Origin of the sequence: Undibacterium sp. RuRC25W (assembly GCF_049339825.1) — a bacterium.
In the GTDB taxonomy this organism is placed as follows: Bacteria; Pseudomonadota; Gammaproteobacteria; order Burkholderiales; family Burkholderiaceae_D; genus Undibacterium.
In genome coordinates this window covers 1-25,380 of sequence record NZ_JBMPPD010000026.1, presented here as the reverse complement: position 1 = coordinate 25,380, position 25,380 = coordinate 1, and the positions used below count along the sequence as shown (strand labels likewise).

At 48.2% G+C, this 25,380-nt stretch carries 22 protein-coding genes, 1 pseudogene and 1 riboswitch; of the genes and pseudogenes, 8 read left to right on the top strand and 15 right to left on the bottom strand.

Annotated elements, in window-relative coordinates; all coding sequences use genetic code 11:
- Window positions 1-5: 5 nt before the first annotated feature.
- Window positions 6-1,094: an iron-sulfur cluster carrier protein ApbC gene (gene apbC / locus ACO0KV_RS12695; RefSeq protein ID WP_423042899.1), complete on the top strand. Its 1,089-nt coding sequence runs from the start codon at window positions 6-8 to the stop codon at window positions 1,092-1,094.
- A complete protein-coding gene (ribD, locus tag ACO0KV_RS12690; RefSeq protein ID WP_423042898.1) occupies window positions 1,094-2,227 on the top strand; it encodes a bifunctional diaminohydroxyphosphoribosylaminopyrimidine deaminase/5-amino-6-(5-phosphoribosylamino)uracil reductase RibD in 1,134 nt (377 codons plus the stop codon). The genes apbC and ribD overlap by 1 nt, the downstream gene beginning before the upstream one ends.
- Window positions 2,228-2,275: 48 nt before the next feature.
- On the opposite strand, the gene ACO0KV_RS12685 is transcribed toward ribD, so the two are convergent.
- The 3 genes from ACO0KV_RS12685 to pxpB are packed head-to-tail and all read right to left on the bottom strand — an operon-like array spanning window position 2,276 to window position 4,650.
- The gene (locus ACO0KV_RS12685; RefSeq protein ID WP_423042933.1) at window positions 2,276-3,019 is read right to left on the bottom strand and encodes a 5-oxoprolinase subunit PxpA; all 744 of its coding nucleotides are present in this window, start codon (window positions 3,017-3,019) and stop codon (window positions 2,276-2,278) included.
- A gap of 19 nt (window positions 3,020-3,038) precedes the next feature.
- On the bottom strand, window positions 3,039-3,965 hold the full coding sequence (locus tag ACO0KV_RS12680; protein ID WP_423042897.1) for a biotin-dependent carboxyltransferase family protein: 927 nt from the start codon (window positions 3,963-3,965) through the stop codon (window positions 3,039-3,041).
- Window positions 3,958-4,650 (bottom strand): 5-oxoprolinase subunit PxpB, encoded by a 693-nt coding sequence (gene pxpB / locus ACO0KV_RS12675; protein ID WP_423042896.1) that lies wholly within the window; start codon window positions 4,648-4,650, stop codon window positions 3,958-3,960. The genes ACO0KV_RS12680 and pxpB overlap by 8 nt, the downstream gene beginning before the upstream one ends.
- Before the next feature lie 391 nt (window positions 4,651-5,041).
- Here pxpB and ACO0KV_RS12670 point away from each other — a divergent pair, with 391 nt between their 5' ends.
- The 3 genes from ACO0KV_RS12670 (at window position 5,042) to ACO0KV_RS12660 (ending at window position 10,580) form a co-directional block, all read left to right on the top strand.
- The gene (locus tag ACO0KV_RS12670) at window positions 5,042-6,292 is read left to right on the top strand and encodes an exonuclease SbcCD subunit D C-terminal domain-containing protein (RefSeq protein ID WP_423042895.1); all 1,251 of its coding nucleotides are present in this window, start codon (window positions 5,042-5,044) and stop codon (window positions 6,290-6,292) included.
- Window positions 6,289-10,194, top strand: a complete 3,906-nt coding sequence (locus tag ACO0KV_RS12665; protein ID WP_423042894.1) for an AAA family ATPase — start codon at window positions 6,289-6,291, stop codon at window positions 10,192-10,194. The genes ACO0KV_RS12670 and ACO0KV_RS12665 overlap by 4 nt, the downstream gene beginning before the upstream one ends.
- Window positions 10,195-10,268: 74 nt before the next feature.
- Window positions 10,269-10,580, top strand: a complete 312-nt coding sequence (locus ACO0KV_RS12660) for a DUF2322 family protein (protein ID WP_423042893.1) — start codon at window positions 10,269-10,271, stop codon at window positions 10,578-10,580.
- An 81-nt stretch (window positions 10,581-10,661) separates the two neighbouring features.
- Here ACO0KV_RS12660 and ACO0KV_RS12655 read toward each other — a convergent pair whose 3' ends face one another.
- Complete coding sequence (locus tag ACO0KV_RS12655) at window positions 10,662-11,876, bottom strand: hypothetical protein (protein ID WP_423042892.1); 1,215 nt, start codon at window positions 11,874-11,876, stop codon at window positions 10,662-10,664.
- 184 nt (window positions 11,877-12,060) lie between these two features.
- Here ACO0KV_RS12655 and ACO0KV_RS12650 point away from each other — a divergent pair, with 184 nt between their 5' ends.
- Entirely contained in the window at window positions 12,061-12,381 is a 321-nt protein-coding gene (locus ACO0KV_RS12650) for a single-stranded DNA-binding protein (RefSeq protein WP_423042891.1), read from the top strand.
- A 46-nt stretch (window positions 12,382-12,427) separates the two neighbouring features.
- Here the strand turns inward: ACO0KV_RS12650 and ACO0KV_RS12645 are convergent, their stop codons facing one another.
- The 4 genes and pseudogenes from ACO0KV_RS12645 to ACO0KV_RS12630 all read right to left on the bottom strand — a co-directional run bounded on the left by ACO0KV_RS12645 (window position 12,428) and on the right by ACO0KV_RS12630 (window position 15,822).
- Complete coding sequence (locus tag ACO0KV_RS12645; RefSeq protein WP_423042890.1) at window positions 12,428-13,075, bottom strand: LysE family translocator; 648 nt, start codon at window positions 13,073-13,075, stop codon at window positions 12,428-12,430.
- A 115-nt stretch (window positions 13,076-13,190) separates the two neighbouring features.
- Window positions 13,191-13,815: pseudogene (locus ACO0KV_RS12640) on the bottom strand (glutathione S-transferase family protein).
- Between the two features lie 68 nt (window positions 13,816-13,883).
- Window positions 13,884-14,741 carry a 5,6-dimethylbenzimidazole synthase gene (gene bluB, locus ACO0KV_RS12635; protein ID WP_423042889.1) on the bottom strand — a complete coding sequence of 286 codons (858 nt, stop codon included), beginning with the start codon at window positions 14,739-14,741 and terminating at the stop codon, window positions 13,884-13,886.
- A riboswitch (cobalamin riboswitch) is annotated at window positions 14,700-14,891 on the bottom strand. (Overlaps the previous gene by 42 nt.)
- Before the next feature lie 112 nt (window positions 14,892-15,003).
- Window positions 15,004-15,822, bottom strand: a complete 819-nt coding sequence (locus ACO0KV_RS12630; protein ID WP_423042888.1) for a methionyl-tRNA formyltransferase — start codon at window positions 15,820-15,822, stop codon at window positions 15,004-15,006.
- Window positions 15,823-16,316: 494 nt separating this feature from the next.
- Between ACO0KV_RS12630 and ACO0KV_RS12625 the strand changes: the two genes are divergently transcribed.
- Complete coding sequence (locus ACO0KV_RS12625) at window positions 16,317-17,150, top strand: substrate-binding periplasmic protein (RefSeq protein ID WP_423042887.1); 834 nt, start codon at window positions 16,317-16,319, stop codon at window positions 17,148-17,150.
- Between the two features lie 7 nt (window positions 17,151-17,157).
- On the opposite strand, the gene pssA is transcribed toward ACO0KV_RS12625, so the two are convergent.
- The 7 genes from pssA to ACO0KV_RS12590 form a co-directional block, all read right to left on the bottom strand.
- On the bottom strand, window positions 17,158-18,516 hold the full coding sequence (gene pssA, locus ACO0KV_RS12620) for a CDP-diacylglycerol--serine O-phosphatidyltransferase (protein ID WP_423042886.1): 1,359 nt from the start codon (window positions 18,514-18,516) through the stop codon (window positions 17,158-17,160).
- A gap of 112 nt (window positions 18,517-18,628) precedes the next feature.
- Window positions 18,629-19,237: a methyltransferase domain-containing protein gene (locus tag ACO0KV_RS12615; protein WP_423042885.1), complete on the bottom strand. Its 609-nt coding sequence runs from the start codon at window positions 19,235-19,237 to the stop codon at window positions 18,629-18,631.
- Between the two features lie 9 nt (window positions 19,238-19,246).
- Window positions 19,247-20,812 (bottom strand): ubiquinone biosynthesis regulatory protein kinase UbiB, encoded by a 1,566-nt coding sequence (gene ubiB, locus ACO0KV_RS12610; RefSeq protein ID WP_423042884.1) that lies wholly within the window; start codon window positions 20,810-20,812, stop codon window positions 19,247-19,249.
- Window positions 20,809-21,381: a ubiquinone biosynthesis accessory factor UbiJ gene (locus tag ACO0KV_RS12605; protein ID WP_423042883.1), complete on the bottom strand. Its 573-nt coding sequence runs from the start codon at window positions 21,379-21,381 to the stop codon at window positions 20,809-20,811. The genes ubiB and ACO0KV_RS12605 overlap by 4 nt, the downstream gene beginning before the upstream one ends.
- Window positions 21,382-21,694: 313 nt before the next feature.
- Window positions 21,695-22,627: a Tim44 domain-containing protein gene (locus tag ACO0KV_RS12600; protein ID WP_423042882.1), complete on the bottom strand. Its 933-nt coding sequence runs from the start codon at window positions 22,625-22,627 to the stop codon at window positions 21,695-21,697.
- A gap of 73 nt (window positions 22,628-22,700) precedes the next feature.
- Window positions 22,701-23,435, bottom strand: a complete 735-nt coding sequence (gene ubiE / locus ACO0KV_RS12595; protein WP_423042881.1) for a bifunctional demethylmenaquinone methyltransferase/2-methoxy-6-polyprenyl-1,4-benzoquinol methylase UbiE — start codon at window positions 23,433-23,435, stop codon at window positions 22,701-22,703.
- 182 nt (window positions 23,436-23,617) lie between these two features.
- Window positions 23,618-24,118, bottom strand: coding sequence for a hypothetical protein (locus tag ACO0KV_RS12590; protein WP_423042880.1), 501 nt, complete (start codon window positions 24,116-24,118; stop codon window positions 23,618-23,620).
- Window positions 24,119-24,668: 550 nt separating this feature from the next.
- Here ACO0KV_RS12590 and ACO0KV_RS12585 point away from each other — a divergent pair.
- The coding region (locus ACO0KV_RS12585; RefSeq protein ID WP_423042879.1) for a type VI secretion system Vgr family protein at window positions 24,669-25,380 on the top strand (712 nt) is incomplete at its 3' end.

Here is a 25,380-nt window from a genome sequence, read left to right as displayed (position 1 = left end):
AACATATGACGCTTACTGCTGAAGTTGTAAAAAATACCTTATTACAAGTCATCGATCCGAATACTAATAAAGATCTGGTGACCAGTAAATCTGCTAAAAACATCCAGATCTCTGGAACGGAAATCAGTTTAGACGTGGAATTGGGCTATCCAGCCAAAAGCCAGCTCGAACCAGTACGTCAATTGGTCGTGACAGCGTTACAACAATTACCAGGCGTCACCAAAGTGAATGTCAATGTCACTTCAAAAATCGTGGCGCATACAGTACAGCGCGGCGTAAAACTACTCCCTAATGTCAAAAATATTATTGCCGTTGCCTCTGGCAAAGGGGGTGTCGGCAAGTCAACGACCGCTGCCAACCTGGCACTCGCTTTGGCAGCCGAAGGTGCGGCAGTTGGTATTCTCGATGCCGACATTTATGGTCCGTCACAACCGTTGTTGATGGGTATTTCTGGCCGTCCTGAAACAACGGATGGCAAAACCATGGAACCAATGGAAAACCACGGCCTTCAGGTATCGTCTATCGGTTTCATGATTAATCCAGACGAACCAATGATCTGGCGCGGCCCAATTGTCACGCAAGCCTTGCAACAATTGCTCACACAAACCAACTGGCGTGATCTCGATTATCTGATTGTCGACATGCCACCAGGTACCGGCGACGTGCAGTTAACCTTGTCACAAAAAGTACCTGTGACTGGCGCCGTCATCGTGACAACACCACAAGACATTGCCTTGCTGGATGCGCGTAAAGGCTTAAAAATGTTTGAGAAAGTCGATATCCCGATTCTCGGCATTATCGAAAACATGAGCACCCATATTTGCTCTCAGTGTGGTCATGCCGAAGCCATTTTTGGTGAGGGTGGTGGAGAGAAAATGTGCGCTGACTTTGGTATCGAATTTCTTGGACGCTTACCGTTAACGATGGCGATCCGTGAACAGGCTGATGCTGGTAAGCCAACTGTCATTGCCGATCCTGATGGTGCGATTGCCCAAATCTACAAAGACATTGCCCGCAAAGTCGCGATTAAAGTCGCTGAAAAAGCAAAAGACATGACGAGCAAATTTCCAACCATCACGATTCAAAATACCTGATGACGCAGCCAGCCATTTTGCGGACCGATGAGCGCCGTTTCATGGAACTGGCGCTGGAAATGGCAATGCGTGCCACGATCGAAACGTCACCCAACCCCAAAGTGGGTTGCGTCATCGTCAAAGACGGGAACGTGATTGGTCGTGGCTGGACCCAGCCGGTTGGACAGGCGCACGCCGAAGTACAAGCCTTGCGTGACGCCGCTGCTCAGGGCCATGATGTCAAAGGAGCGACCGCCTACGTCACCTTAGAGCCGTGCAGCCATTTTGGACGTACACCGCCTTGTGCCAACGCCTTGGTGCAAGCTGGTGTTGCGCGAGTGGTGGCAGCGATCGAAGATGCTAATCCGCAAGTCGCTGGGCGCGGTTTTGCTATTTTGCAGCAGGGGGGCATCAGCGTTGCATCTGCATCGGAACTGGGCTGGCAAGATATCGCAGATACCGCCAGAGAAATGAATGTGGGTTTTTTCAAGCGTATGGAAACAGGTAAGCCATGGGTACGTCTGAAAGTCGCTGCCAGTCTGGATGGTAAGACGGCATTGTCAAACGGTCAGAGTCAATGGATTACTGGTGCCGAGGCAAGACAAGATGGGCACCAATGGCGCGCCAGAGCGGATGCTATCCTCACCGGCATCGGCACTGTCATCGCTGACAATCCGGCGTTGACTGTCCGCGGCGTTCATACACCACGGCAACCAAAAAAGGTTGTACTGGATCCGCAGTTACGAATCGATCCGGATGCACAGTTATTTAATGATGCTGAAGTCCTGATTGTTTGTGCGCAAAAGAACGCTGAAAAACAAGCCGCACTCATCTCCCGCCGGGCAGAGGTGATTTGTTTGCCGGATAGTCAGGGACGGGTTGATCTGCCAGCCTTAATGCAAGAGCTGGGACGCCGTCAATTCAATGAAGTCCATGTCGAAGCGGGTGCGATCTTAAATGGTGCACTCATGACGGCCAACTGTGTCGATGAGTTATTAATTTATCTCGCTCCGAAATTACTCGGTAGCGGTGCTGGTCTATTCAGCCTGCCAACGTTCACGCATGTGGATCAGGCACAGCAGTTAGCGATCCACGAAATGACGACGGTAGGTGACGATATCCGGATACTGGCAAGGTGTCGCAAAAGCAAATAAACGGAGTCCACCCTAAAACAACGAGGGACGCCCACTGCGTCCCTTTTTTTATTTAGGTGCCGACGTCACCTTAATCTCACGTTGACTTAAGTGTGCGCGTAATGCACGTGCCAGTTGCAATGCGTGGGCACCATCGCCATGCAAACACAAGGTATCAATCTGCATCGACAATGCCGTCCCATCAACACTGGTCACAGCTTGCTGCTCGACCATGTGCAAGGCTTGTTGTAATGCCACTGAGACTTCATCAATCGTTGCCCCAGGTAGTTTGCGTGACACTAGCGTCCCGTCACTGTTATAGCGACGGTCGGCAAATGCTTCTTCCGAGACAGCCATGCCTGCACGTCGCGCCGCATGAATCAGTTCACTCCCTGCCAGACCAACAACCCGCAACTGTGAGCCAGCGGCAGCAATCGCCTTAACGATGGTTTCTGCCAATGTTACGTCGCGTGCCGCCTGATTATACAAAGCACCATGCGGCTTCACGTGCACAAGCTGTGCACCTTCAGTAGCGCAGATGTGTTGCAACGCCTCAATCTGTTCTAACACCTCATCGAAGACTTGCTCCATGGGTATCTGCATTTCAGTACGACCAAAATTCTCACGATCCACAAAACTAGGATGAGCACCGATGGCGACACCACAACGTAACGCAGCTCGCACGGCGTCGCGCATACTCTGCTCGTCACCCACATGACCACCACAGGCTATATTGGCAGAACTCACACAAGCCAGAATCGCTGCATCGTCTGCACCACCTTCACCTAGGTCGGCGTTTAAATCAATCGATATGTTTGTATTTTCAGTAGCGTTATTTGCCATATAAACTCCATTCAAACCGATATAACTCATTTTGCCACTGTTGCCGTGCCGCTTTCGCACCGTCGAGGTCGGTCTCAACAAAGCAAAACTGTCTTCCTGCAGGTGCCTGCGCTAACTTCCATAAATCTGCTGCAATCACCACCGCGATTCTTGGGTAACCACCTGTCGTTTGTGAATCCGCCAACAACACAATCGGTTGGCCATTCGGTGGCACTTGTACGACACCGGGCAATACACCATGTGACAGTAATTCAGATGGATCATTTCGCTGCAAGGCCGTCCCTTGCAAACGATAGCCCATGCGATTGCTTTGCGGACTGACAGTCCACGCTTGTTTAAAGAAATGCTGTTGGCTGACTTCATCAAACTGTTCAAATTCGGGTCCACGTAAGACGCGCACTTCAGGCGTCCATCGCCGCTGTGGGGTCCCTAATTTATTATTTAAGAGAAAAGTTTCACCTAAAGGCAAACGATCGCCATTGCGCAAAGCCCTGCCTTTATGTCCACCGAATCCAGCACCCACATCCGTTGAACGTGAATCCATCACCACTGGCACATTGATGCCACCATCAACAGCCAGATACGTCCGCATCCCTGATTTAGGACCACGTAGACGTAATTTTTGCCCTTCTTTAACAGGATACCGCCAGCCACAAAATAGCGGTTGCTCGTCCAAGGTCGCCTCAAAATCTGCACCACACAGTGCAAACCATCCAGCACGTAAAAAACGGATTTCAACCGGCCCAGCCACGACTTCCAAGCCAGCGGCCGTACCAGCGTTATTCACCAAACGATTCGCCAACCACATCGCGGGCGCATCCAAGGCTCCCGACTGTGCGACACCCATGTTCCTGAAACCAGAGCGACCCTGATCCTGAACGGTCGTTTGGATACCTGCGCGGATAATCTCAAGCATGACGAACTCCCTCGCCCTGTTCTACATCAACAGGAACAAAACGAACGACATCACCACTCTGCAATAAACTCGGCGTCTCTCGGCTTACGTCAAACAAACACAGATCGGTGCGCCCAATAATCTGCCAGCCACCTGGGCTTTGGAATGGATAAATACCCGTCTGCTGACCACCGATACCAACAGATCCTGCAGGTACCGCAATCCGCGGCTCGGCACGGCGCGGCGTTGCCAGAGCCGCAGGCAATCCGCCCAGATAAGCAAATCCCGGCTGAAAACCCAGAAAATAGACGATATATTCTGCCTGACTATGGGCGGCAATCACTGCCTCTTCGCTCATCCCCGCATGCGCAGCGACATGCGCTAGATCCGGCCCCGATTCGCCACCGTAATGAACAGGAATGCGAACTTCACGTGGTATGAATTGTTCTGCTTCAACAAGCTCCCAGAGCGTCTTAAGTCGCTCGATTACCTCGTCACCGCGTTGCAGCTCAGGATCAAAGATCGCGGTCAGATTATTCATTCCCGGTACCACGTCGATACACTGCGCTTCATCATTCAACACCTGCGCCACCGCCCAGATACGGCGCTGACATTGCTGATCGACGGGCAGACGTGATTGCATCACAGCAGCATTCTCTCCAAGCAGATAAAAATTCATCACAGGTTGCGGCGGCGTATTTTTCATGTTCAGAATCAGCTTTACTTTAAGAGACTTACGGTGCAGAACACATCCTAACAGAATTACATGACAGGGAAAAAACAAAAAAAATCATGTAACCTTGAGCAAAATGAGTACCAATGAGTACCAATGAGTATGTTCACGACTAACGTCGATGGTCGTTTGTTATCCCTGTTTTTCAGAGCAGATCCATGCTACTACGTCCGATAGTTTTTAGTTTGCCTTTGACCTTGTCCGCTTGAGACAAAGCAAGTTGTGCCGACACAAAGTGCAATCCAATAAATTAAGAAACAACGAACAACAATACAGCCCACTGCTTACATTTCCCCCGCATCTACGTTATATTCCCCACAACCCCACTTGTTCCGCCATCCCGCTTCAGTAAGAAGGATTTTCCTTGCGCCTCATCCACACCTCCGACTGGCATTTAGGCCAGACGCTCCACCAATTTGAACGCAGCGCAGAGCATCAGGCATTTCTTGATTGGCTGGCTGCCACCTTGGTCACGCAACAAGCTGACGTCTTGCTGATCTCTGGTGATATTTTTGATACAGCCAATCCCTCTGCCGCCGCACAAAAACAGTTCTACCGCTTTTTGCAACAAGCAAAGACAGCATGCCCACACTTGCAAATCGTGATTATTGCTGGCAATCACGATTCACCAGGCCGCCTCGAAGCGCCAGCACCATTAATGGAAAGTCTGGATGCGACGGTGATTGGTTTTGTACCTCGTCTACCAGATGGCGGCATTGATCTAAATCGTCTTGTGATTCCGCTTCGCGAAGCTACCGGCGCTATTGCAGCGTATTGTCTGGCCATTCCGTTTCTGCGTCCCGGCGATGTGCCACGGATTGAAGATGCGCATGATCCTTACATGGAAGGTATTGCCTTATTGTACCGCCAGACACTAGACCATGCGCTCAGCCTTCGGCAGCCAGATCAGGCGATCATTGCGCTAGGGCATTGCCACATGATCGGTGGTGAAGTGTCGGAATCATCAGAGCGCCCTATCGTAATTGGTGGCACTGAAGCACTATCTGCGAATATATTCGACAGTGCAGTCGCTTATGCTGCCTTGGGACATTTACATCTGGCGCAAAAAGTCGGCAAGCAAGAGCATTTACGTTATTGCGGCAGCCCGATTCCTTTGTCTTTTGCCGAAGTCGATTATCAGCATCAGGTATTACAAGTCGATCTTGCGGGCGATCAAGTGACGACTGTCACACCGCTACTGGTTCCACGTGCGGTGGAATTATTACGTGTACCACGGCAACCGCAAGCCTTAGCAAAAGTGTTGGTGGCGCTCACCGCGCTCGATATTCCACAAGACACTGCGCCAGATTACATGCCGTTTTTAGAAGTGAGGGTATTACTTGACGCGCCAGAACCTAACTTACGAGCAACGATAGAACAAGCGATTGAAGGCAAACGGGTCAGGCTCGCAAAAATCGATACACACTTTGTACGTCAGTCCACAAGCACCAATAACAGCACGGTGTTGGAGGAGCTCGAAAAACTCCAGCCGCAGCATATTTTTGAACGGCTTTATCAAAGCAAATATAGCACCGAAGAGAAAGCAGAAGTTCCGGCAGAATTGACCACCGCGTTCGCCGAACTGTTACTAGGTACACCGGAGGTGCAGTCATGAAAATTCTGGCACTCCGTGGCAAAAATCTCGCGTCACTCGCGGGCGAATTTGAAGTTAATTTTGAACAGGAGCCATTACGCTCAGCAGGCCTGTTTGCCATCAGCGGTGCGACGGGTGCCGGTAAAAGTACGCTGCTCGATGCGCTCTGCATGGCGCTCTATGAAAACACACCTAGACTTGTCAAAGCAGGTGGTAACAAAACACTACCTGATGGTAAAGAACTCATCTCTCAACAAGATACCGGCAACCTGCTGCGACGCGGGACAGGTGAAGGCTATGCCGAAGTCGATTTTGTAGGTAACGATGGTATTGAGTACCGCTCACGCTGGAGCGTCAGACGCTCACGTAACAAAGCCAGCGGCAGCTTGCAACCGACGACCATGAGCTTGCATCAGTTGCCGGAGCTATTACCTATTGGTGGAAAAAAAACGGAAGTCAAAGAAGAAATTATCAAACGTATTGGTCTGAAGTTTGAGCAATTTACCCGCGCCGTATTACTGGCACAAAATGAATTTTCTGGTTTTTTAAAAGCAGATGACGATGAACGTGGAAACTTGTTGCAAACCCTGACAGGCAGTCATATTTACGAAGAGCTCTCAAAAAATGCTTTCAGACGCGCCAAAGAAGAACGCGAAGCACTTGATCGGTTTCATCTACGCCTCGCTGATAACAAGCCCCTCAACGATGAACAACGTCAGGAACTTGAAGACAATATTAACGTCAGTACTGCTCGCTTAAGACAACTTGATGCGTTTGTCGCAGCCTTAGACCAACATTTACGCTGGCATCAGGAAGCAAACAAATTCGCGCAGCAAGAACAAGCAGCGCTGCTCAACCTACAGCAGACTGAGCAGCAAGAACGCGACTGCGCACCACGCTTTGTGCTGCTACAACAACTAGACAAGGTGCAAAATGCCCGCCCTATCGTTATCGAAATTAATCGACTAACGAATAGCATCATCCAGGAAACTACGGCGATCCAGTACGTACAGAGTCAGCTCGAAAAAATTCGTCAAGACGACCTGCAGGTGCAAGCTGCCCTGCACACGGCAGCAACACAATTACACCTCAGTGAACAAGCACAATTGGATGCCGCGAAGGGACTCGATCAGGCTCGCCTGATCGATGCCAGCATCGCCAACTTGCAGCCACAGCTGCAAGCATTACAAGAAACTTCCGCGCTGGCCACGCGACAATATGAACAAGCGAATCGTGCTCATCAAGAAAAACAAGTCGCTGCAACGCAGTGCCAAAAGCGACTCCAGAATGCCACTATCTGGCTACAACAACATGTCGCCATTCAAGGTCTTGCCGAACAATGGTCAGGCTGGGAACGGGTATTCCGACAAGCAGCTCAGTTACAGCAAGAATTGCAAACGCAGCAGCAACAAGTCAGCGATTTTGGTGCGTTGCACGTAACGTGCCAGGCTACCGTCACGCAGCAGCAACACGCGGTCAACAATGCGACAACGCAACTTGAACTTGCAGAACATCAACGTCAGTTATCGGTGCAGAACTACGCAAGTATCGATATCAGCCGCCTGCAACGTGATAAGCATTTGATGGAGCAACGACGACAAGAAATCGGTACTACGGCCCAACTTTTGCAAAGCATACAAGAACAACGACAAAGCATCATCAAGCTACAAACGCAGATGATCTCTGTAAAAGACACAACGAAAAAAGCACAAGAGCAAGCAAATCTGGCGCAAGCGCAGCTCCCTGTGGCGATGGCAGCCACGCAACAGGCCGAACAGGCCTTAAAAGCGGCTGAGCTGGCATGCGCAGCCAGTGTCGAGGACTTACGCCATCAATTGCAAACAGACGCGCCCTGCCCCGTTTGTGGTGCCACAGAACACCCATACGCGCAACATCAGCCACAACTGCGTGCGCTCCTAGAAACCTTGCAACAACAAGTTCAGACCTGCCGTCAGCAAGAACAACAATGGCGTGATCAATGGCATCAGCAACAGACCATCGCCGATCAACAGCGTCAACGGCTACAACCGTTATCGGAAGATGCACAGCAATTGCAGCATCTGTTGCAGCAGCAAGAAAGCACGTGGCAACACCATAGCCTCTATCAATTATCACCTTTACAGCAAACACCTCCAGCGTCGCATGAAGAGGTGATCACTTGGCTGGAGCAATTACGCATCGATAACGCACAAGCGCTACAACATCTGCAACAACAAGAGATCCAGCACCAACAAGCCTCACAAGCCAAAGATGTCGCGCAAGCCGCATGGGATAAGGCGCAACGCCTATTGAGCGAGTGTAAAGATGCGCTGCAAACCGGTAATCTCGCCTTGCAAAGCACACTCACCCAACGCGAACAAGCGATGACGAAGGTCGTCAATGTGCAACAAGGTTTGCACAATGCATTAGATGAATTAGACGAGGCGTTTATCGTCAGCCATCTTTCAGAGGAGACCGATAACGGCACGACATCATTACGTGATACTTGGCGTGATCTGTGGCATGCAGCACCTACGGCTTTTCAGGAAAACTGCGCACAGCAAGTACAACAATGGCAGCACTATCAGCATAGTCAGCGTCAGGCAACCGAAGAACTCAGCACAGTCAATCTGGCACTCACAACGTTGGCCAGTGCAGAACAACACGCACAACAAGAACAGCAACGCTTAACGCATGAGCTACAGCGCTGTGTTCAACAATTACAAGACTATCAGCAGCAACGGCAGCAATACTTTGGTGGTGAAGCGGTTAGTGTCGTCGTCGCCCGTTTGCATCATACAATCCAGACCGCAAAGGCGGATCTGAGCAAAAAAACTGATGACGTGCAGGCGCAGCAACGATTGCTGATACAGACCAATGAAGCCTGTGTACAAGCGCAGCAACGATTAAAAGATCACCAGCAGCAACAAGAACAACGACAGCACGAATTCAACGACTGGCTACACGCCTACAATCTCACACAGACAGAAAATACGTTCGATCGTTATCAACTGGAAGACTTACTCAACCACAGCAACGAATGGATCAATGCCGAGCGCGAAGCACTGCAAGCGATCAGCAACGTTTGTCAACGCGCCCGCACAATTTTGCAGGAACGTCAGCAGCAGCGAACAACGCATCAGGAACAGCGCCCAGTGACGTTACCCGATGATGTTATGGTGCCGCCTGCCACAGAGCAATCACCGCAAAACGAACAGAATAGCGAAAATGCAGATGACAAGGATCTTTTGGTATTACAGGATCAGCAGCCTGAGCCAGAGTCTACTATCGCTACACTGCACAAGCGCCGTGATTTTTTCAGTGAACAACAGCAACAAGTGCACGCCCATGTCATTGAGCTACAAGCACAAAAAACTCAGGACAATCAACGTCGGGAGCATGTTGCTGATTTGCTTCAAGCATTGCAAACACAAGAAAATCGCTATCGGATCTGGGCCCAGTTAAGCGACTTAATCGGCGCTGCCGATGGCAAAAAATTCCGTAATTATGCGCAGCAATATACGCTCGACGTCTTGCTGGCGTATGCCAATCAACACTTACATCAACTCGCGCGCCGTTATCGCCTGCAACGCATCCAAGACACTCTTGGCCTGATGGTTATCGATCAGGACATGGGCGATGAACACCGCTCTGTTCACTCTTTATCTGGAGGAGAGTCATTCTTGGTTTCACTCGCACTTGCACTAGGTCTGGCATCTCTGTCGAGCAACCGCGTCAAAGTCGAATCGCTCTTCATTGACGAAGGCTTCGGCAGTCTCGACGCCGATACCTTACGCGTCGCCATGGACGCCCTCGACAGCCTGCAGGCACAAGGACGCAAAGTGGGCGTGATTTCGCACGTACAAGAAATGACGGAACGTATTGCAACCAAGATTATGGTACGCAGAGCAGCGGGCGGAAGAAGTATCGTGGAAGTAGGATAAATCCATACTGCGCGCTCCGCACGAAAGCGCAAACAGATTTAGAATACATCCAGTTTTAATAACAGAAAGTATGTATGCAGTTTAGTGAAATTTTATCTACGCTACCAGAAATCCACCATGTGGCAGCGATCGAATTATCTGATGGTGAAACGTTGATCGCCAAGATAGAGAATAAACCAGGTTCTGCGGGTAGTGTCCGTGTCTACCATGCTTTGTTTCAAGAATTTGGTGTGATCAATGCAGCGGCAGCAGCGAGGGGCCTGATTTTGTATTCAGAACATACTGCTGATGCGATTGCGTTTCCTGGCAAGCATCCGAATATTGATCGCTTGTTAAGTCTGACGGAAACGCAGCAATTAGTTGTGAAGTTGATCAGTGCAAAATAAATGTAATTGCTTCGCCGCAAGGTCTTGTCGCTGGATCACCCGCCTGCGCGGATGATCACGATATCAGAGCTTGCGGTCTCATTAAATCATCATTGATGCACTCTTTGGTTTGCGCAGCAAGTCAGTCAATACCGCCCACCTCACATCCTGATCTTGCGTTCCCGTTCGTTGTTCAATGTATGCCTGAACCACATCCTGACCAAGATTGTAGTTGATCACATAAGAGCGTAATTTTTCAATAAAGCGTATTCGTTGCGCAGAACGGTCGGCATCTGAGAGGCTGTATTTCATCAACATGGCGATAGCGGTATCTCGATTAATCTCACCATCCAGATATTGTTTGGCCACCATGTTGCCGGCATAGGACAATCGCTGAAGTACCGCCTGAATCTGATAATAGCGTTCTGCTTTTTCCGGATCGATCCCTGCCAGTGGGAACAACACCTGCTTTTCGAAAGCCATTCGCTCTGCATGTGGGAAAGCGACTTCAATGCCGTAATTAGCGCTACCTTCTGCCAGAAAGGACATCGGTGAATATAAAGGATACACGGCGTATTCCACCCAGCCTTTTTGCTTTACCAGCTCATTTTCAATCAGGACATTAAACACGTGATGCCCCGGATAAGCCTCATGGCTGGCGAGGTCAATAGCACGGCTGATGAACATAGGAAAATCTGTATTCACTTCGATCAAGCTATGGCTGTTACCTTTATACCAGTTATAGGCACTCCATACTTTGCCCGAGACATATTCCACCCTAAAGCTCTCGTTTTCTGGCAGGGGAATATATTTCCGGGTTCGCTCTCGGGCTTCGTTAATCGCCGCGCTAAAAACAGCATCGAGCTTCTCGCGCGGAATTTCAAACTGTTTGTTATAGCTTGAAAGGCGTTGATTCAGATCACCCTCTCCTGGTAATAACGCAGCAAGTTCAGCGAGCGTCGTATCAAGATCAGTTGGCGTTAACGCCGGAGAAACCGCATCATACAAAACCTTTGATTCGTCATCAAAAGGAAGCGTCTTGCCATCCAGATAGGCAACATGAGCGCGTACTGCCGCAATCTGTAATCTTAAAAATGTCTGCCGTTCTGCTTGCTCTTCCGGTGCAGGTGGTAAGACGCTGACATGCTCCAGTAACTCTCCAGCCTGCACCAACAACGCTTTCAGGGGAGTTGCCTGCAGCCGGACTTCATCACGCCACACGGCGGGCCCGATGTAGGCATCGACGTAACTATCGTCATGTTCACCCACCGCCAGCACGAGCTTGACATAGGTTTCAGCAATTTGATCGAGATTCATTCGGTTCTCATCCTAAAAAATGGCAAAATGATCAATTCATGTGTCAATGATTCAGTGTATTCATCATTGCTTTATTTCTCTATCCGGCGTTTAATTTGGAACCTAAGTTGGAACCTAAGTTGACACCTCAGTCGGCATCATCGCATGCTTGACTCTATTTTTTAAATCCAGACAGACCAATCCTATGATAGATGCTTTAATTTCTGGCCGCCTCTATGGCCGTGCCGATGAACGTAGTGGGCAAGGTGGCTCACTGTACGTCACTTGTAAAGTCCGTGCAATGACCGATGACGGCGATACACTGATGTGCAATGTAATCACCTTTAATGATCACGTACGTCGTGTCCTGTTAGCGCTCGAAGATGGTGAGAGCATCTCATTATCGGGCGCCCTGACACCCAAAGTCTGGATAGATAAACAAGGCAAGCCACGGCCTGCAATCGATCTGATTGCTCATACTGCAGTCAGCGCTCATTTGTCAGTCCGCACAACTGACAATGCATAATCAGAACTGACGCCGTGTTGCTGTCGTAATATGAAATCGCAAGAACCTATCTAGCGTTCGCCCGGAGCGCTAGCAGACTCATCCCAAGGCCAACAAAAGTCACGCCTGACGTTTTATTAAACATCATCGCCCGGCGTGGCTCGGCAAACCATTTCTTAGCCTTGCCTGCCAGAAAAATATAACTCAGGTGTGAAATCACAGCGCAAACAGAAAATGTGCTGGTCAACAATAAAAACCGCGCCACACTAAAATCAGTGTGACTCATAAATTGCGGGAACAAGGCTGTGAAAAACAGAATACTTTTCGGATTGGTGGTAGCGATCAACAAGCCTTGTAAAAATAATTGACGATTGGTCATAGGAGGTTTATTTACCTCATCACCCTCATTATTCTTTAACGCAAACAGATTAGTTTTATTGTTCCACTGACGTATTCCCAGATAAATCAGGTACGCTGCACCGAGCAATTTCAGTATAAGAAACGCATACGCCGACGTTTGCAAAATTAAACCTAAACCTGCTGTGGCTGTCGACGCTACAACAAAGATCCCAAGGACATTACCAGCGGAGCTAATCATCGCCCTGCCGGTTCCTAAGCTAACTGAATTAGAAATGGCCAACAGGACGCCAGGCCCCGGCGTGTAAGTCGTTGCCAGCGATACCATCAAAAAAATCAACCAAGTGGACATATCCATGATCAAAATCCTATCTATTAAAAAAAATCTATTCGTAAAAGTACATAATCTCACTATACCGTAACGCCCTACCTCCGTAGCTGGCATCACTACATCTCATCTACGATCACTGCATTTAAGGCAAGCCATTGCGCCCATATTGCATGAACCCTGTACGTAAGCTCAGTCTTTCATAGTACGCGTTGACGGCAGGTAGGACGGTGCGATCCATTGGCATCGAAAACCAGCGATGCGTAGACAACCCGAGAACAATGTCAGCAAGCGTAAAGTCAGCGCCCGCCGCGTAGGCACCTGTTTTTTGCAATTGCGCTTCGAAGATCATCATATGCTGGTTCCAATGATCGATACTGGCAGCGATAGCTTGCTGGTCAGTGTGCGCTGGACTGTTTCTCACCAGTGCCATAAACGCGTAGCGCCATGCATTGTTGAGCTCAGTTGCCTGCCAGTCCATCCATTGCTCAACCTGGGCACGTGCGCACGGATCTGTGGAAAGTAAATCGCCACGACCATGCTTGCCAGCGAGGTAACGGCAAATCACATTCGACTCCCACAATACAAAATCCTCATCTACGATCACTGGTACCAATGGCATTGGGATTAAGACGTACAAAATCAGGTGTATTGACCGGCTGCGTGCCGGCACCATATTGCTCCTGCTGAAATGGAAGACCGATTTCAGCACAAGTCCACAAGACTTTGCGAACGTTAATCGACGGTGATTTACCTAAAATAGTGAGCACGTTGAAGTTCCACGGGAAAAGTTAAACACAAGAGACATCACATCATAAGTTATTTTTCTATTTGTCATTCAAATTGGCGCCTGGTTTCCCGCACGATTAGCGATATCCTGCGCGATCAGCTGATCTCTTTTTAAATGACTAATCAGTGGCTCGTCAGTATCGGTTTGCCCCCATTGGTCAAAATAGACCAGGTCTTCAATCGGCAAGCGGGGTAACCACCCTTTAGATTCCAATTCTGGCTTAGGATAAAAATGACTGACGTAGCCGACACATAAATAGGCGATCGGCACAATATGCGCAGGAATACCAAGTGCCGCTTGCAATTCGGGTTCATGAAAAATACTGACCCAACCAACGCCAAGACCTTCTGCACGAGCAGCTAACCACAGGTTCTGCACGGCACAAACACTGCTGTACAAGTCCATCGTTTTCATATGTGTACGACCAAGAACGACGCTACCGGTACGCTCACGGTCGCAGGTGATGCAGATACCTATCGGTGCCTCACGGATACCTTCGAGTTTTAATTGCTGGTAGGTATTGCGTTTTTCACCTTCAAACATCGCCAACGCCTCAGCGTTTGCGGAGATATAGGCTTGCTGAACGCGTTGTTTTACGTCATCGGATTTAATCAGTAAAAAATTCCAAGGCTGCATAAAGCCGACAGATGGCGCGAAATGTGCGGCAGTTAATATACGACTAAGCACTTCGTCACCGACTGCCTTGGGTAGAAACTGACTACGGACATCACGTCGGGAAAAAATAGTATGGTAGATCGCGTCGCGGGCTTGCTGTGTAAAGGCGTGTCCATCCGACACATCGGAAACGGGCGTAGATTGCATGAATTCCCCTAATGCAAATAAATGGGGGAAGCCTGACCAAGCTTCCTGGACAACGTTCAGGCCGGTCTTCTGACTCAGATTCATCTGAAACTGACACCTTCCCGCAACTTCTCTTGTCGCAGTGGTATGTCGCCAGTCTCATCCTCTTTACAGCGTTGGGCACGTGACGGACTCACACCGCCTTCCCGATTCTCCCGGCAATCATAGCCTGGCACCTGAAGGGGGCGATAATGTAACGGAACAACGAGCCTTGTCAAGCGGTGTTTTTTTGATTTTCACAGGGAAAAATCTGGATCAACCAGCATTGAACCTGCATCCAGATTGCAATTTTATTGCGCAGCCACCGCTAAGACCATTCATTCATGGCAAAGTAACCATCTTGGCATGCGATGACGATCGTGGAACCATTGGCATGAACAACCTGACCGCAATGATAAGCATGCGATTCTGTCCACGCAAAACCGGCTTTAATACGAATACGTTGTTGATTAACATGGGCAATACACTCGAGATGACCTAAAGCACGTAATTGCCTTTTAATTTCTACGATAGACTGGTCAAAATGTATGGTTCTGTCTTCTTCATTAAATAGAGGCCAATACTCGCCCTCACCTTGCGGTTTCGCTGACTTCCAGAGGTGATCAAAATCGAGTGCAATGCGTAACCCAAGACGTCCTGATGCCATCTGTAATTTGATGTTCAGACTTTCATGCGTGTCGTGATCGTCAATATCAAACATCTCGCTATCAAGAATAGCGCCAGTATCAAATTCGCGCTCTATTTTGTGACAGGTCACGCCCCAACGCGAATAACCATTCAGAATAGCATTGACCATTGGGTATGGACCGCGTCCCAACGGCAAAGGTGCCGGATGAAAATTAATCGCAAAAGGTAAGCTATTACGCCAGTCAGGAATGCGCCAATTATAGCTGCCAACGACTAAGGCATCGCACCCCATCTCTTTGAGCTCCTCCAGATCGTGGGGGATGATGCGTGACAGTTGAATGGGAATTTTTTTTTGTTGGGCCAAGGCTAGCAAGGCTTTATTCACACTCAATAGATTATTCTCAGGCACTGAAAACAATTTCACTGGCTGCCAGCCTGCCTGAATCAGGATCTCAAAGAGCTTTAGATTTCTATCGCATCCAGCAAAAGCAAAGTGCATGTTTCTCTCATTTAATTTCTTTTAGATAAGTGGCCGAATACCGTTGCCGGAATGGTAGGCAATACCGTCTTTTTACAACATGAACGGTATTCTATGATCCGATATTAAATAGCCTCTTAAGTATCGTTTTGGATCATTTTGTATGCATTTTTGTAGTGCTTATCTGGGATGTTTTTACGCTCAACAGACCTCGTCCGTGCATCAACATGGAGAAATTTATAGAGCGACCATCAAAAGAGAAATGGTGAAATGATCTGATGAATAAAGATCAGCAAAACCAATGAAAACATCTATACTGATCAAATTGATACATGATGGTGCACATCAGCGGCGTCTACTTAGGCTTTACTTGCATGACGGGCGACAACAATTAACTATTTTCATCAAGTACAACGCATACTGAAGGGTGTCAGTTTAAGGGCGCAACTGCATGACTATTTGCGTCTATTCAGACAAAAACAATAAAGAATTGCTTTTCAGGACGATATGTCAATATGGCTCGACTAAGCAACTTATCCTTGGCACTGACTGAAGCCAACAAAAATATTCGTGCTTATTTCTTTATAGCAGCATTATTGTTGCTTACTCCTCAGGCCTTTGCACAAGAACTCCAGATATATACCGAAGACTGGCCGCCGATCACGTTTGGAAATACAAGCAAAGTAGATGGAATGGCGGTTGAAGTAGTACGTGCAATACAAGCGCGTATCACGCGTGCTGCTGGGGCAAATACTGCCATTCAGGTCGTTCCGTGGGCGCGGGGTTACAAAGCACTATTAGAGGAGCCCAATATCTTACTATTCACAGTAGGACGTTCTGATGAGCGCGAAAAAATGATGGTAATGCTTGGCCCGATCGCCATCTCTAACACCGTTTTATTCACTCGCAAGGGTAATGCTGCCTATCTACAAAATTTAGGTGAAGATATTCTGAAGCTGAAAGTCGGCGCATATCGCTCGAGTATTTTTGTTGATACAGCTCGTAGAAAAGGTTACACCGATATTGAACAAGCAGCGACCCCGCAAATCGTTGCGAACATGCTTCTCGCTAAACGTTTTGACCTGTGGGTTGAAGGGAGTTTTGTCGTTCCGTCCGTGTTAAAAGACATTGGTCATGCTGCTGACGATGTAGAAAAAGTCAAAGTACTCGATAGTCTAGAGCTCTATCTGGCATTCTCACTGCAAACGCCAGAGGGGACGATTAAGGCATGGGAAGAGGCCTTGCGTACAATCAAAAAAGATGGAACCTTCGCCAAAATTTATACGAAATGGTTACCAAACGAAGTCGCCCCACTGAGCGTTATCCGACTCAGTCCATTGGGCAGATAGTACGGCTTTATAACACCCGATATGCCAAGCGGTCCAGCCGCACGGTACTCAACCGAGAGAGAAGTCGGCGTACTTCGTCAGGATAGTCACGCATTCTCTCGATATGCTGGTAATGCGTGATGACTGACGTATGTTGCATAATGCTGTCCAACTCTGCCGCACGCTGCGCTGACAATTCGTGCAGTGGGTCATGGATCAACAAGGCATTTTCCAGATCAAGGCGGAATGCACGGGGATTGAGATTATTTCCGGTCATTAACGCGTAGTCATCGTCGATCCACATACCTTTCAGGTGATAGGTGTTATCACCATCTTTCCATAAATGTAAATTCAGTTGCTGTTGTCTTATTTCCGACTGGTGCGACTTAGCAAAACGTCGCAAATTGGCCTCATAGAGATAAGGTAAGACAGCAATGACTTTAAATGGCTGCTCGGGTGAAATATAAAAATCATTGGCTGTTTTGTCACCCACAATGATGTCTACTTTTACGCCGCGCTTCAGGGCGCGATTGATCTCGCGTGTCACCGCTAATGGAAAATTAAAATACGGCGTACAAATCGTAATTTGTTGTTGACTCGCTGCTAGTAGCTGACATATCACACGGTTAAGTGAATTATTTTTACCCACACCGACCAGTGGGGCAACGCTTAACCCCAGTGCGTGTTGTGTTTGCTCTGAACTGATAATGTAACGCGCTTGTTTAAGGTTAGCACGAAAATTGCGGACATCATTGCGAATCGTACGTGTCGCAGGTATCTCATGACGGTCCAATCGATGAACGGCGGCAGCACACAATACATGCCGGCGTATAAAGTCGACCATCGTATTTGCTAAGCTAGCATTCTGTATCAGAAGGTAGCGATCATGGCGATATTTATCTTGCTTATGCAAGTACACATTGTTGATGCTGGCACCGCTATAAATCACACCATCATCAATCACGAATCCCTTTAAATGCAACACACCAAATAACTCACTGGTCTGTACTGGGATACCATACACCGGAATGCTGCCGTCATGTAATGCACTCTGTTCTTGATACCAAGCAGCATTACCCATCGTCTTACCGAGTTGTTTTGCTTCGCCGATAAGGCCCCGCTGTGCACGGTGCCAATCGACCAGAAGAGCAATATCTAATGCTGGCCGCGCGGCCTTTGCGGCATAAAGCGCGCTCAGTATTTCAGCACCTGCCTCGTCGTGCTGTAAATACAGAGCACATAAATAAACCCGGTGTTTTGCGCGCGCAATCTGCTGCAGTAATTCAGTTCGGTATTCTGCTGCACTTAACAATGTTTTCACCGAGCCAGCCGCCAACTGAATCGACGGAATTTGTTCGAGTAAAGAACGTGAGCGGTGGAAGCGCATGGCAAGAAGGATCATTAAAAACAGGCAAATAGTAGCACTGAGCGCACTCCTGCAACCATCTCTGCTGGGTATTTTTTAGTCGGACTGCTTATCCTCAAAGACCACGAGAGATTCAGCAACGGCGCCAGACCTGCCATCGTTCTTTTCCAGAGAAAACGGGGATCGAATCGAGAACTGGACTATCTTCGATTTGTTCAAAATGCACTGACATCATCTCACGCCACAACTGGCTATGAATCGAAAATGGCGGTCCTTTTTTACTGGCGTTTTCCGAATCATCAAAGAAAAAATAACCTGCTAGCAACGCATTAGTGGGTAATAAATACGCCCAGCGATCAATAATTGATTGCCGCAACTCTGGTGGTAAAGCACAAAAAAATGCCCGTTCATAAATGACATCTAAAGGACATGTTGGCTCGTAGGAAAAAAAGTCCGCTTGCACAACGTGCTTTGCCCAAGGACCTAAGGTCTGCTGCGCATGTTGAACGGCAGCAGGCGAAAAATCGATCGCTGTAACGTGCCACCCAGCTTGGGCAAGTGATGCCACTTCGTAGCCATTACCGCAGCCAGGAATCAAACAATGTAAGACATGATGTTGTGCCTGTACAAAATCAGAAAACTTTTGAGGAACACCGCCTTTATCCCATGGCATGAACTTTTTTTCAAAACGCTCGTCCCAAAAATTGGCCTGAGTGGGGTCACGAAGAATAAATTCAGCCATGTTGATCACTTAATCGATAAAGTAAAAATGCATCAAAAATTGTGCTGCCAAAATACCCGCAAACAAGCCGCCGCCAAAATAAATAACGACACGTAGTAAGTTATTTGTGCGGCGCTGCTCTGTCAATAATGCAGTCAACACTGCTGACTGATTATCTTGCTCGGCAACACGGGTTAATGCCTGATGCGCAAGACGCGGTAGCTGCGGGAAAATATGGCTGTAACGCGGTGCTTCGGCGCGTAATTTATCCACCAAACCACGCCAGCCAACTTGTTCATTCATCCAGCGTTCAAGATAAGGTTTTGCCGTTTTCCATAAATCCAGATCCGGATCAAGCTGTCGTCCAAGACCCTCAATATTCAATAACGTCTTTTGCAACAAGACTAATTGCGGTTGTACCTCGACATTAAAACGGCGCGACGTCTGGAACAAACGCAGCAGCACCTGTCCAAACGAAATATCTTTTAATGGACGATCAAAAATTGGCTCGCAACAAGCACGCACGGCAGCCTCTAGTTCATCCACCCGTGTATCTTTGGGTGCCCACCCTGACTCGATATGTGCTTCAGCCACACGTTTGTAATCACGACGGAAAAACGCTAGGAAGTTCTGTGACAGATAATCTTTATCAAAGTCGTTGAGCGTTCCAACAATACCGAAATCGAGCGCAATATAACGCCCAAACGTTGCCGGATCAGTCGATACCAAGATATTGCCAGGATGCATGTCAGCATGAAAAAATCCATCCCGAAAAATCTGCGTAAAAAAGATCGTTACACCATCGCGGGATAACTTCGACATATCCACACCCGCTTCGCGCAATCGCTCGGTCTGAGAAATAGGTATGCCTTTCATGCGCTCCATCACAATGACGGAAGACGAACAAAAATCCCAATGCATTTCTGGCACGAGTAACAGGTCGGAGTCCATGAAATTCCGGCGTAACTGACTGCCATTGGCAGCTTCACGCATCAGATCGAGTTCATCATGTAAATACTTATCAAACTCGCCCACCACTTCACGCGGCTTTAAGCGCTTACCATCCGCCCAGAGCGTCTCCAGCCATCCAGCGGCAACCTGCATCAGTGCTATGTCCTGGTCGATGGTTTCTTTCATTCCTGGACGAAGAACCTTGACAGCAACTTCACGACCATCCTTGAGTGTCGCAAAATGGACCTGCGCGATGGACGCAGAGGCGACGGGTTGACGCTCAAAAGTAGCAAACAACTCATCAGGATGCGCACCTAAGGATTTTTTAATCTGGGCAATGGCCAGATCAGGATCAAACGAAGGAACACGGTCTTGCAGTTTGGATAATTCTTCAGCGATATCCGGCGGCATCAGATCACGGCGGGTCGACAGCACCTGACCGAACTTCACAAAAATCGGGCCCAAATCTTCTAAGGCTTTACGCAAGCGCTCACCGCGCGGTGCAGACAAATCGCGCCAGAACAAGACGGCTTTGACGATGCGCGCTGTTCTCGGGATTTTTAAGCCGGAAATTGCAATTTCATCAATGCCATAACGCAGGGTAACGCTAACTATTTTTGTCAGGCGTAAAAATTTTAAAATCATCCGCGCATCCTTTCCATTTTCTCGATGCGCTTCATCAAGCGTTCAACATCATCGCGAGTTTTGTTAATCTGTGCCCCCATTGCGGTGACTTCTGATGGCCGTACTAGCATGGGATTTTCTTCCAGAAAGTACTCTGCCAGATTTTCTTGTATTTTCTGGTACGTTTCCTGTGCAGTTTTAACAAGGTATTGCGCCCCAGCGACAAACCGGACCGCGGCGACGTCACCGAACAATTTACTCAAATCCGACTCGGCTTCCCAACGCAAATTCTGACTTAATGCCGATATCGTGTTGGCGAAATCTGCATCACCTTCAATTTTGACAAATGAAAATGCCTTTTCCCGTTGTTGTGCCATGAGTGGCAAATCTTCTGGCTTGACGCGGATCGTCACATTGGGTTCCACTGCCGCGTCTGCGCTTTCCAATAAACCATCTGCAGCCACTTTCAGGCGTAATTGCATCACCTGTACATCAATACAGGCTGTTTTTCCGGCATGTGGTAATAATTTGTCCCGAGCCCATTTTTCCTGCGCAAGCAGATGATTGATGAAGGGTGCAATTGAGATCATAGTGAATTGAAAAAACAAAGGCAAAGTGGTTCCAAAAAGTAAGCGCTACATCGGTGGCTGTGCCACTGGTACAGGTTTGCTTATGTTCTTACCAACGGGGATGGAGGCACACGGTCACGGCATGAATCATCAAAACAAGATAGTTTCGCTCTCATCAAGATCAAACACACCTTGCCAGTCACACGTACATCCCATAAAAAACCGCCCGGCAATGATGCGGGCGGTCTCAAGTTTAACAGCTAATCGCATTTCTGATCTTCGATCTGCGTCAGCATTGATGCAAGATCCTCCAATACTCAGGAGGAAAGTCGTATTACAGCTGTTGAATACCAGCCAGAACCCAACCACCTTGGCCATTGACTGGCTTAGACAAGTTCCAGACTTCACTAAACGGTTCAGCAGGGGCATTTTGTGCCTCTTTGATCATGCCAGTGAATTTGACACTTGCAAGATGATCATTACCCGCATTTTCAACACCAAGCAATTCTGCCTCGATGGATACCACGTCTGTCACATTCAATGTAGCACCACGCTCCTGAATTTCCAGTTTCAGTTCTGCGTACATTTCAGGTGTGGTGAATTCACGCAGATCATTGATGTCCGCCTTATCCCACGCCGCTTGCAAGCGAATAAAGTATGTTTTAGCATTACGTAAAAACACTGGCACATCAAAATCCGCCGGAATACTCCAAGTCGCTGCTGAGGCCGCTGGGGCAGGTGCAGCGTAAGTGTTTGCGACCGGTTGACTGTCGAAACGCGACCCAATATCGGATGTTGGCGTACTGTTTGCACCCGCATAGGCCGGTTGATCAAAGCGTGTAGCCGAGGCAGTTGCTGTGTTCTTTCCGCGGAATAAACGGATAATAAACATAATAGCAAATGCAATTAGTGCAAAAGTGAACAGAGAGCCCAACATTCCTGCGGCAGCCCCACCAAACCCAAAGTGCGAAAATGCTGCACCCAATAATGCACCACCGATCAAGCCGCCAACAACACCCTTCCATGGGCTTGCAGGTTTAGGAGGCACCATTGGCGCTGGCGGCGCGACCGGAGCGGCAGCGGGCGCTGCCGGACGCGGTTGATTAAAGCTGTTGTTCGCCGGTGTCGCCGGTGCGGCCTGACGCGAGACATTGTTAGACTGACGACCGACAGAGCTGCCGCCGCCCATGCGTTTTGCATCTGCATCGTGCATCGTCATTGCTAAGGTACTAGCGACCATCACCATTGCGATTAGAAACTTTTTCATTACATTTACTCCTTGATATTACTTACCTCTAGCCACAACGACATTGAACAAGGCAACGTTCAGTGTTTTGCTACTAGAGCTTTATGCCAGTGTGCAACGCCGCCACACCCGCTGTTAAATTGAAATACTGCACCTTGTCGAGGCCAGCAGTTTCCATCATTTCTTTCAGTGTCTCTTGGTCCGGATGCATACGAATTGATTCCGCCAAGTAGCGATAACTTTCGGCATCTCCCGCGATTTTTTGTCCCATCCACGGCAGGATTTTGAACGAATACAAGTCATACGGTTTTTGTAAGACATCAGGAACTTTAGAAAATTCCAAAACAAGTAATTTTCCACCTGGTTTTAATACACGCCGCATCTCCGCAAGCGCCTGGTCTTTGTGCGTCATATTGCGCAACCCAAAAGCCACTGTGACTCGATCAAAATAATTGTCCGGAAATGGTAATTTTTCTGCATCACAAAGCAAGGTGGGGGTAATCAGGCCTTTATTCAAGAGGCGGTCACGTCCAACGCGCAACATCGATTCATTGATATCGGTATGCCATACCTCACCGGTTTTACCCGCTTGCTTGACAAACTCTTTGGTCAGGTCACCAGTACCGCCAGCAATATCGAGCACCTTAAAGCCTGGACGAACGCCAGCCTGGGCGACAGTAAAAATCTTCCAGATGCGGTGCAAACCACCAGACATGACGTCATTCATGATGTCGTATTTAGCTGCAACCGAGTGAAATACCTCAGCAACCTTATGTACTTTTTGCTCTTCGTCGACGGTGGTGTAACCGAAATGGGTAGTATTGCTCATGATATCAAGACTCCTATGGGATGCCGCATTATAGGGGAAGTCATCATGAAAGGCATCTGTTGGAACACGATTAACTTATCAATAAAATAATTTCTTCCCTCATTTATCGTTTCCAGATCAAGCGAGTAAGCCCTGTTTTGACAGGCAATAACGATAGGTACAAGGTTGTACATCGGTCTGTTTTATTCTGCGGCTTGCGGCAAAGCAATACTGCGCAATTGAAAGCGTCCATCATCATCAAACAACCATGTTTCTGATGCGTCAAAGCGCCCTCCCTTCAACAATCGGGGATTGGGTGATGGAAATGGTGCACTATTGTGCAAACTGGCCAGCGCTGTGTTTTCTGCCACCTTATCCTGATTACTGCGCACGATGTCCGCTTTCAGTAAACGCCCATCGGGGGCCAACACATAATGGACGACAATGACGGCTCTTAACATTGGTTGCGGATTATCCCGATAAACCAGACTGGCATTCATTTGCGCTATCTGGGCCGCAATTTCCGACTTATAGCTATCGATAGACGCAGCCGACGACGAACCCACACGACGATTTTTTTGTACAGATTGCACTTCTGTTATCGGCGCAACGGGTGTCTGTCTGGTATAAAACTCATTCGGGTAATGGCTTACACAGCCTGTCATTGAACTTAATAGCACAAAGCTGATAGAACGCTTTTTCATGTTTGTCTCCAAAAAAAAGCTGATTTATTAATAACGCTTAGCGGTCGGGGAACAAACGATTAACGCACCACATCAGCGTTGCGCTGACGTCCATCATTATTTTTCGTTAGTTACTCGACAGAAAATTAATATTGCCTTTTAAAATTAAAACGCTGTATTGATGGTGAACTATTTGACTATCTAAAACGATCAAATTTCATTGTGCCAGACTGTATGTTAGCTGGTAGATACTCAGTCTAGCCTAAAAAATACTGCACAAAAAAGACAACAAGGCATTGAAATTAACATGCCAACATTACCTGTCTTGATACAACTACGCTACACCTTGTAATAATTGCATCTTAAAGTAAAAACACTTCCGTCACTATTCATCCCTCGCTACGATTCTTTCGCAATCCAGCGCCTTTGATTTCACAACCCGCATAAGCAATTTTTTCACTATTTTCGATAACGCTAAAAAACGCGTCGAGACAAAAGTCACTGTGCAACACCCGAGAACAAAGACACAAGCAACCAATATATCAATCAAGATAGATCAAGGAATCACATCGTGAACGGCCTATTCACCCACCCGCGTGCCTTGAGTGTCAGCGGTCCTGCCTTGTCTGATATCAGCAAGCCTTTGACACCTTTGCGCTTAGTCGGCACCGATGGTATCAACCAGCTATTCGACTATCGTCTGACGCTGCAAACATCGAATCGTGCTGGTACTGGCGTTGGCGTCGGTGCTGATCTTGACCTCGATAGCGTCATCGGCAAAGAAATCACCTGCACGATCGAGCTTGAAGGCATGGGATCGTTTTTAACAGGTACCCATGACCAAATCCAGGCGCAACTCAAGAGTGACCATGACCACAGTCAACTCAGCTTGGGCTTTATTACCCGTATTGAAAGCAAGCAAGGTCGTCAAGACCCACGCGGTCAAGGGTTTGAGCTCAGAACGGATGGACGTGGTGCGATTCGGACTAAAGAAGGATTGTTAGTATCTACCTATGGACGTCCAAAAGCGGCAAACCACCTAACAGACATGGGGGAAGCGGTTGCGCGACTCATCCAAGGTCAAAGCTTACAAAATATTCTTGCTGCTTTAGCGATCAAAAGCAAAGCGAATGACAATGAACTGGATCAATCTGAGGTTGCACTTTCGTTACAGCTCCAAAATGCGCAAATAGCAGGCATCAAAAATACTGCCACCTTTGCCGCCGCTAGCATTGGCTTAAGCGATATCAGTAGCGATGCACAGAGTGAGATGAATATGCTTT

Bases quoted from the DNA above. Each gene is read 5' to 3' on its own strand.
- apbC (WP_423042899.1), top strand. From the start codon at position 6: ATGACGCTTACTGCTGAAGTTGTAAAAAATACCTTATTACAAGTCATC.
- ribD (WP_423042898.1), top strand. From the start codon at position 1,094: ATGACGCAGCCAGCCATTTTGCGGACCGATGAGCGCCGTTTCATGGAA.
- ACO0KV_RS12680 (WP_423042897.1), bottom strand. From the start codon at position 3,965: ATGCTTGAGATTATCCGCGCAGGTATCCAAACGACCGTTCAGGATCAG.
- pxpB (WP_423042896.1), bottom strand. From the start codon at position 4,650: ATGAAAAATACGCCGCCGCAACCTGTGATGAATTTTTATCTGCTTGGA.
- ACO0KV_RS12665 (WP_423042894.1), top strand. From the start codon at position 6,289: ATGAAAATTCTGGCACTCCGTGGCAAAAATCTCGCGTCACTCGCGGGC.
- ACO0KV_RS12660 (WP_423042893.1), top strand. From the start codon at position 10,269: ATGCAGTTTAGTGAAATTTTATCTACGCTACCAGAAATCCACCATGTG.
- ACO0KV_RS12655 (WP_423042892.1), bottom strand. From the start codon at position 11,876: ATGAATCTCGATCAAATTGCTGAAACCTATGTCAAGCTCGTGCTGGCG.
- ACO0KV_RS12650 (WP_423042891.1), top strand. From the start codon at position 12,061: ATGATAGATGCTTTAATTTCTGGCCGCCTCTATGGCCGTGCCGATGAA.
- ACO0KV_RS12645 (WP_423042890.1), bottom strand. From the start codon at position 13,075: ATGGATATGTCCACTTGGTTGATTTTTTTGATGGTATCGCTGGCAACG.
- bluB (WP_423042889.1), bottom strand. From the start codon at position 14,741: ATGAATCTGAGTCAGAAGACCGGCCTGAACGTTGTCCAGGAAGCTTGG.
- ACO0KV_RS12630 (WP_423042888.1), bottom strand. From the start codon at position 15,822: ATGCACTTTGCTTTTGCTGGATGCGATAGAAATCTAAAGCTCTTTGAG.
- ACO0KV_RS12625 (WP_423042887.1), top strand. From the start codon at position 16,317: ATGGCTCGACTAAGCAACTTATCCTTGGCACTGACTGAAGCCAACAAA.
- pssA (WP_423042886.1), bottom strand. From the start codon at position 18,516: ATGCGCTTCCACCGCTCACGTTCTTTACTCGAACAAATTCCGTCGATT.
- ACO0KV_RS12615 (WP_423042885.1), bottom strand. From the start codon at position 19,237: ATGGCTGAATTTATTCTTCGTGACCCCACTCAGGCCAATTTTTGGGAC.
- ubiB (WP_423042884.1), bottom strand. From the start codon at position 20,812: ATGATTTTAAAATTTTTACGCCTGACAAAAATAGTTAGCGTTACCCTG.
- ACO0KV_RS12605 (WP_423042883.1), bottom strand. From the start codon at position 21,381: ATGATCTCAATTGCACCCTTCATCAATCATCTGCTTGCGCAGGAAAAA.
- ACO0KV_RS12600 (WP_423042882.1), bottom strand. From the start codon at position 22,627: ATGAAAAAGTTTCTAATCGCAATGGTGATGGTCGCTAGTACCTTAGCA.
- ubiE (WP_423042881.1), bottom strand. From the start codon at position 23,435: ATGAGCAATACTACCCATTTCGGTTACACCACCGTCGACGAAGAGCAA.
- ACO0KV_RS12590 (WP_423042880.1), bottom strand. From the start codon at position 24,118: ATGAAAAAGCGTTCTATCAGCTTTGTGCTATTAAGTTCAATGACAGGC.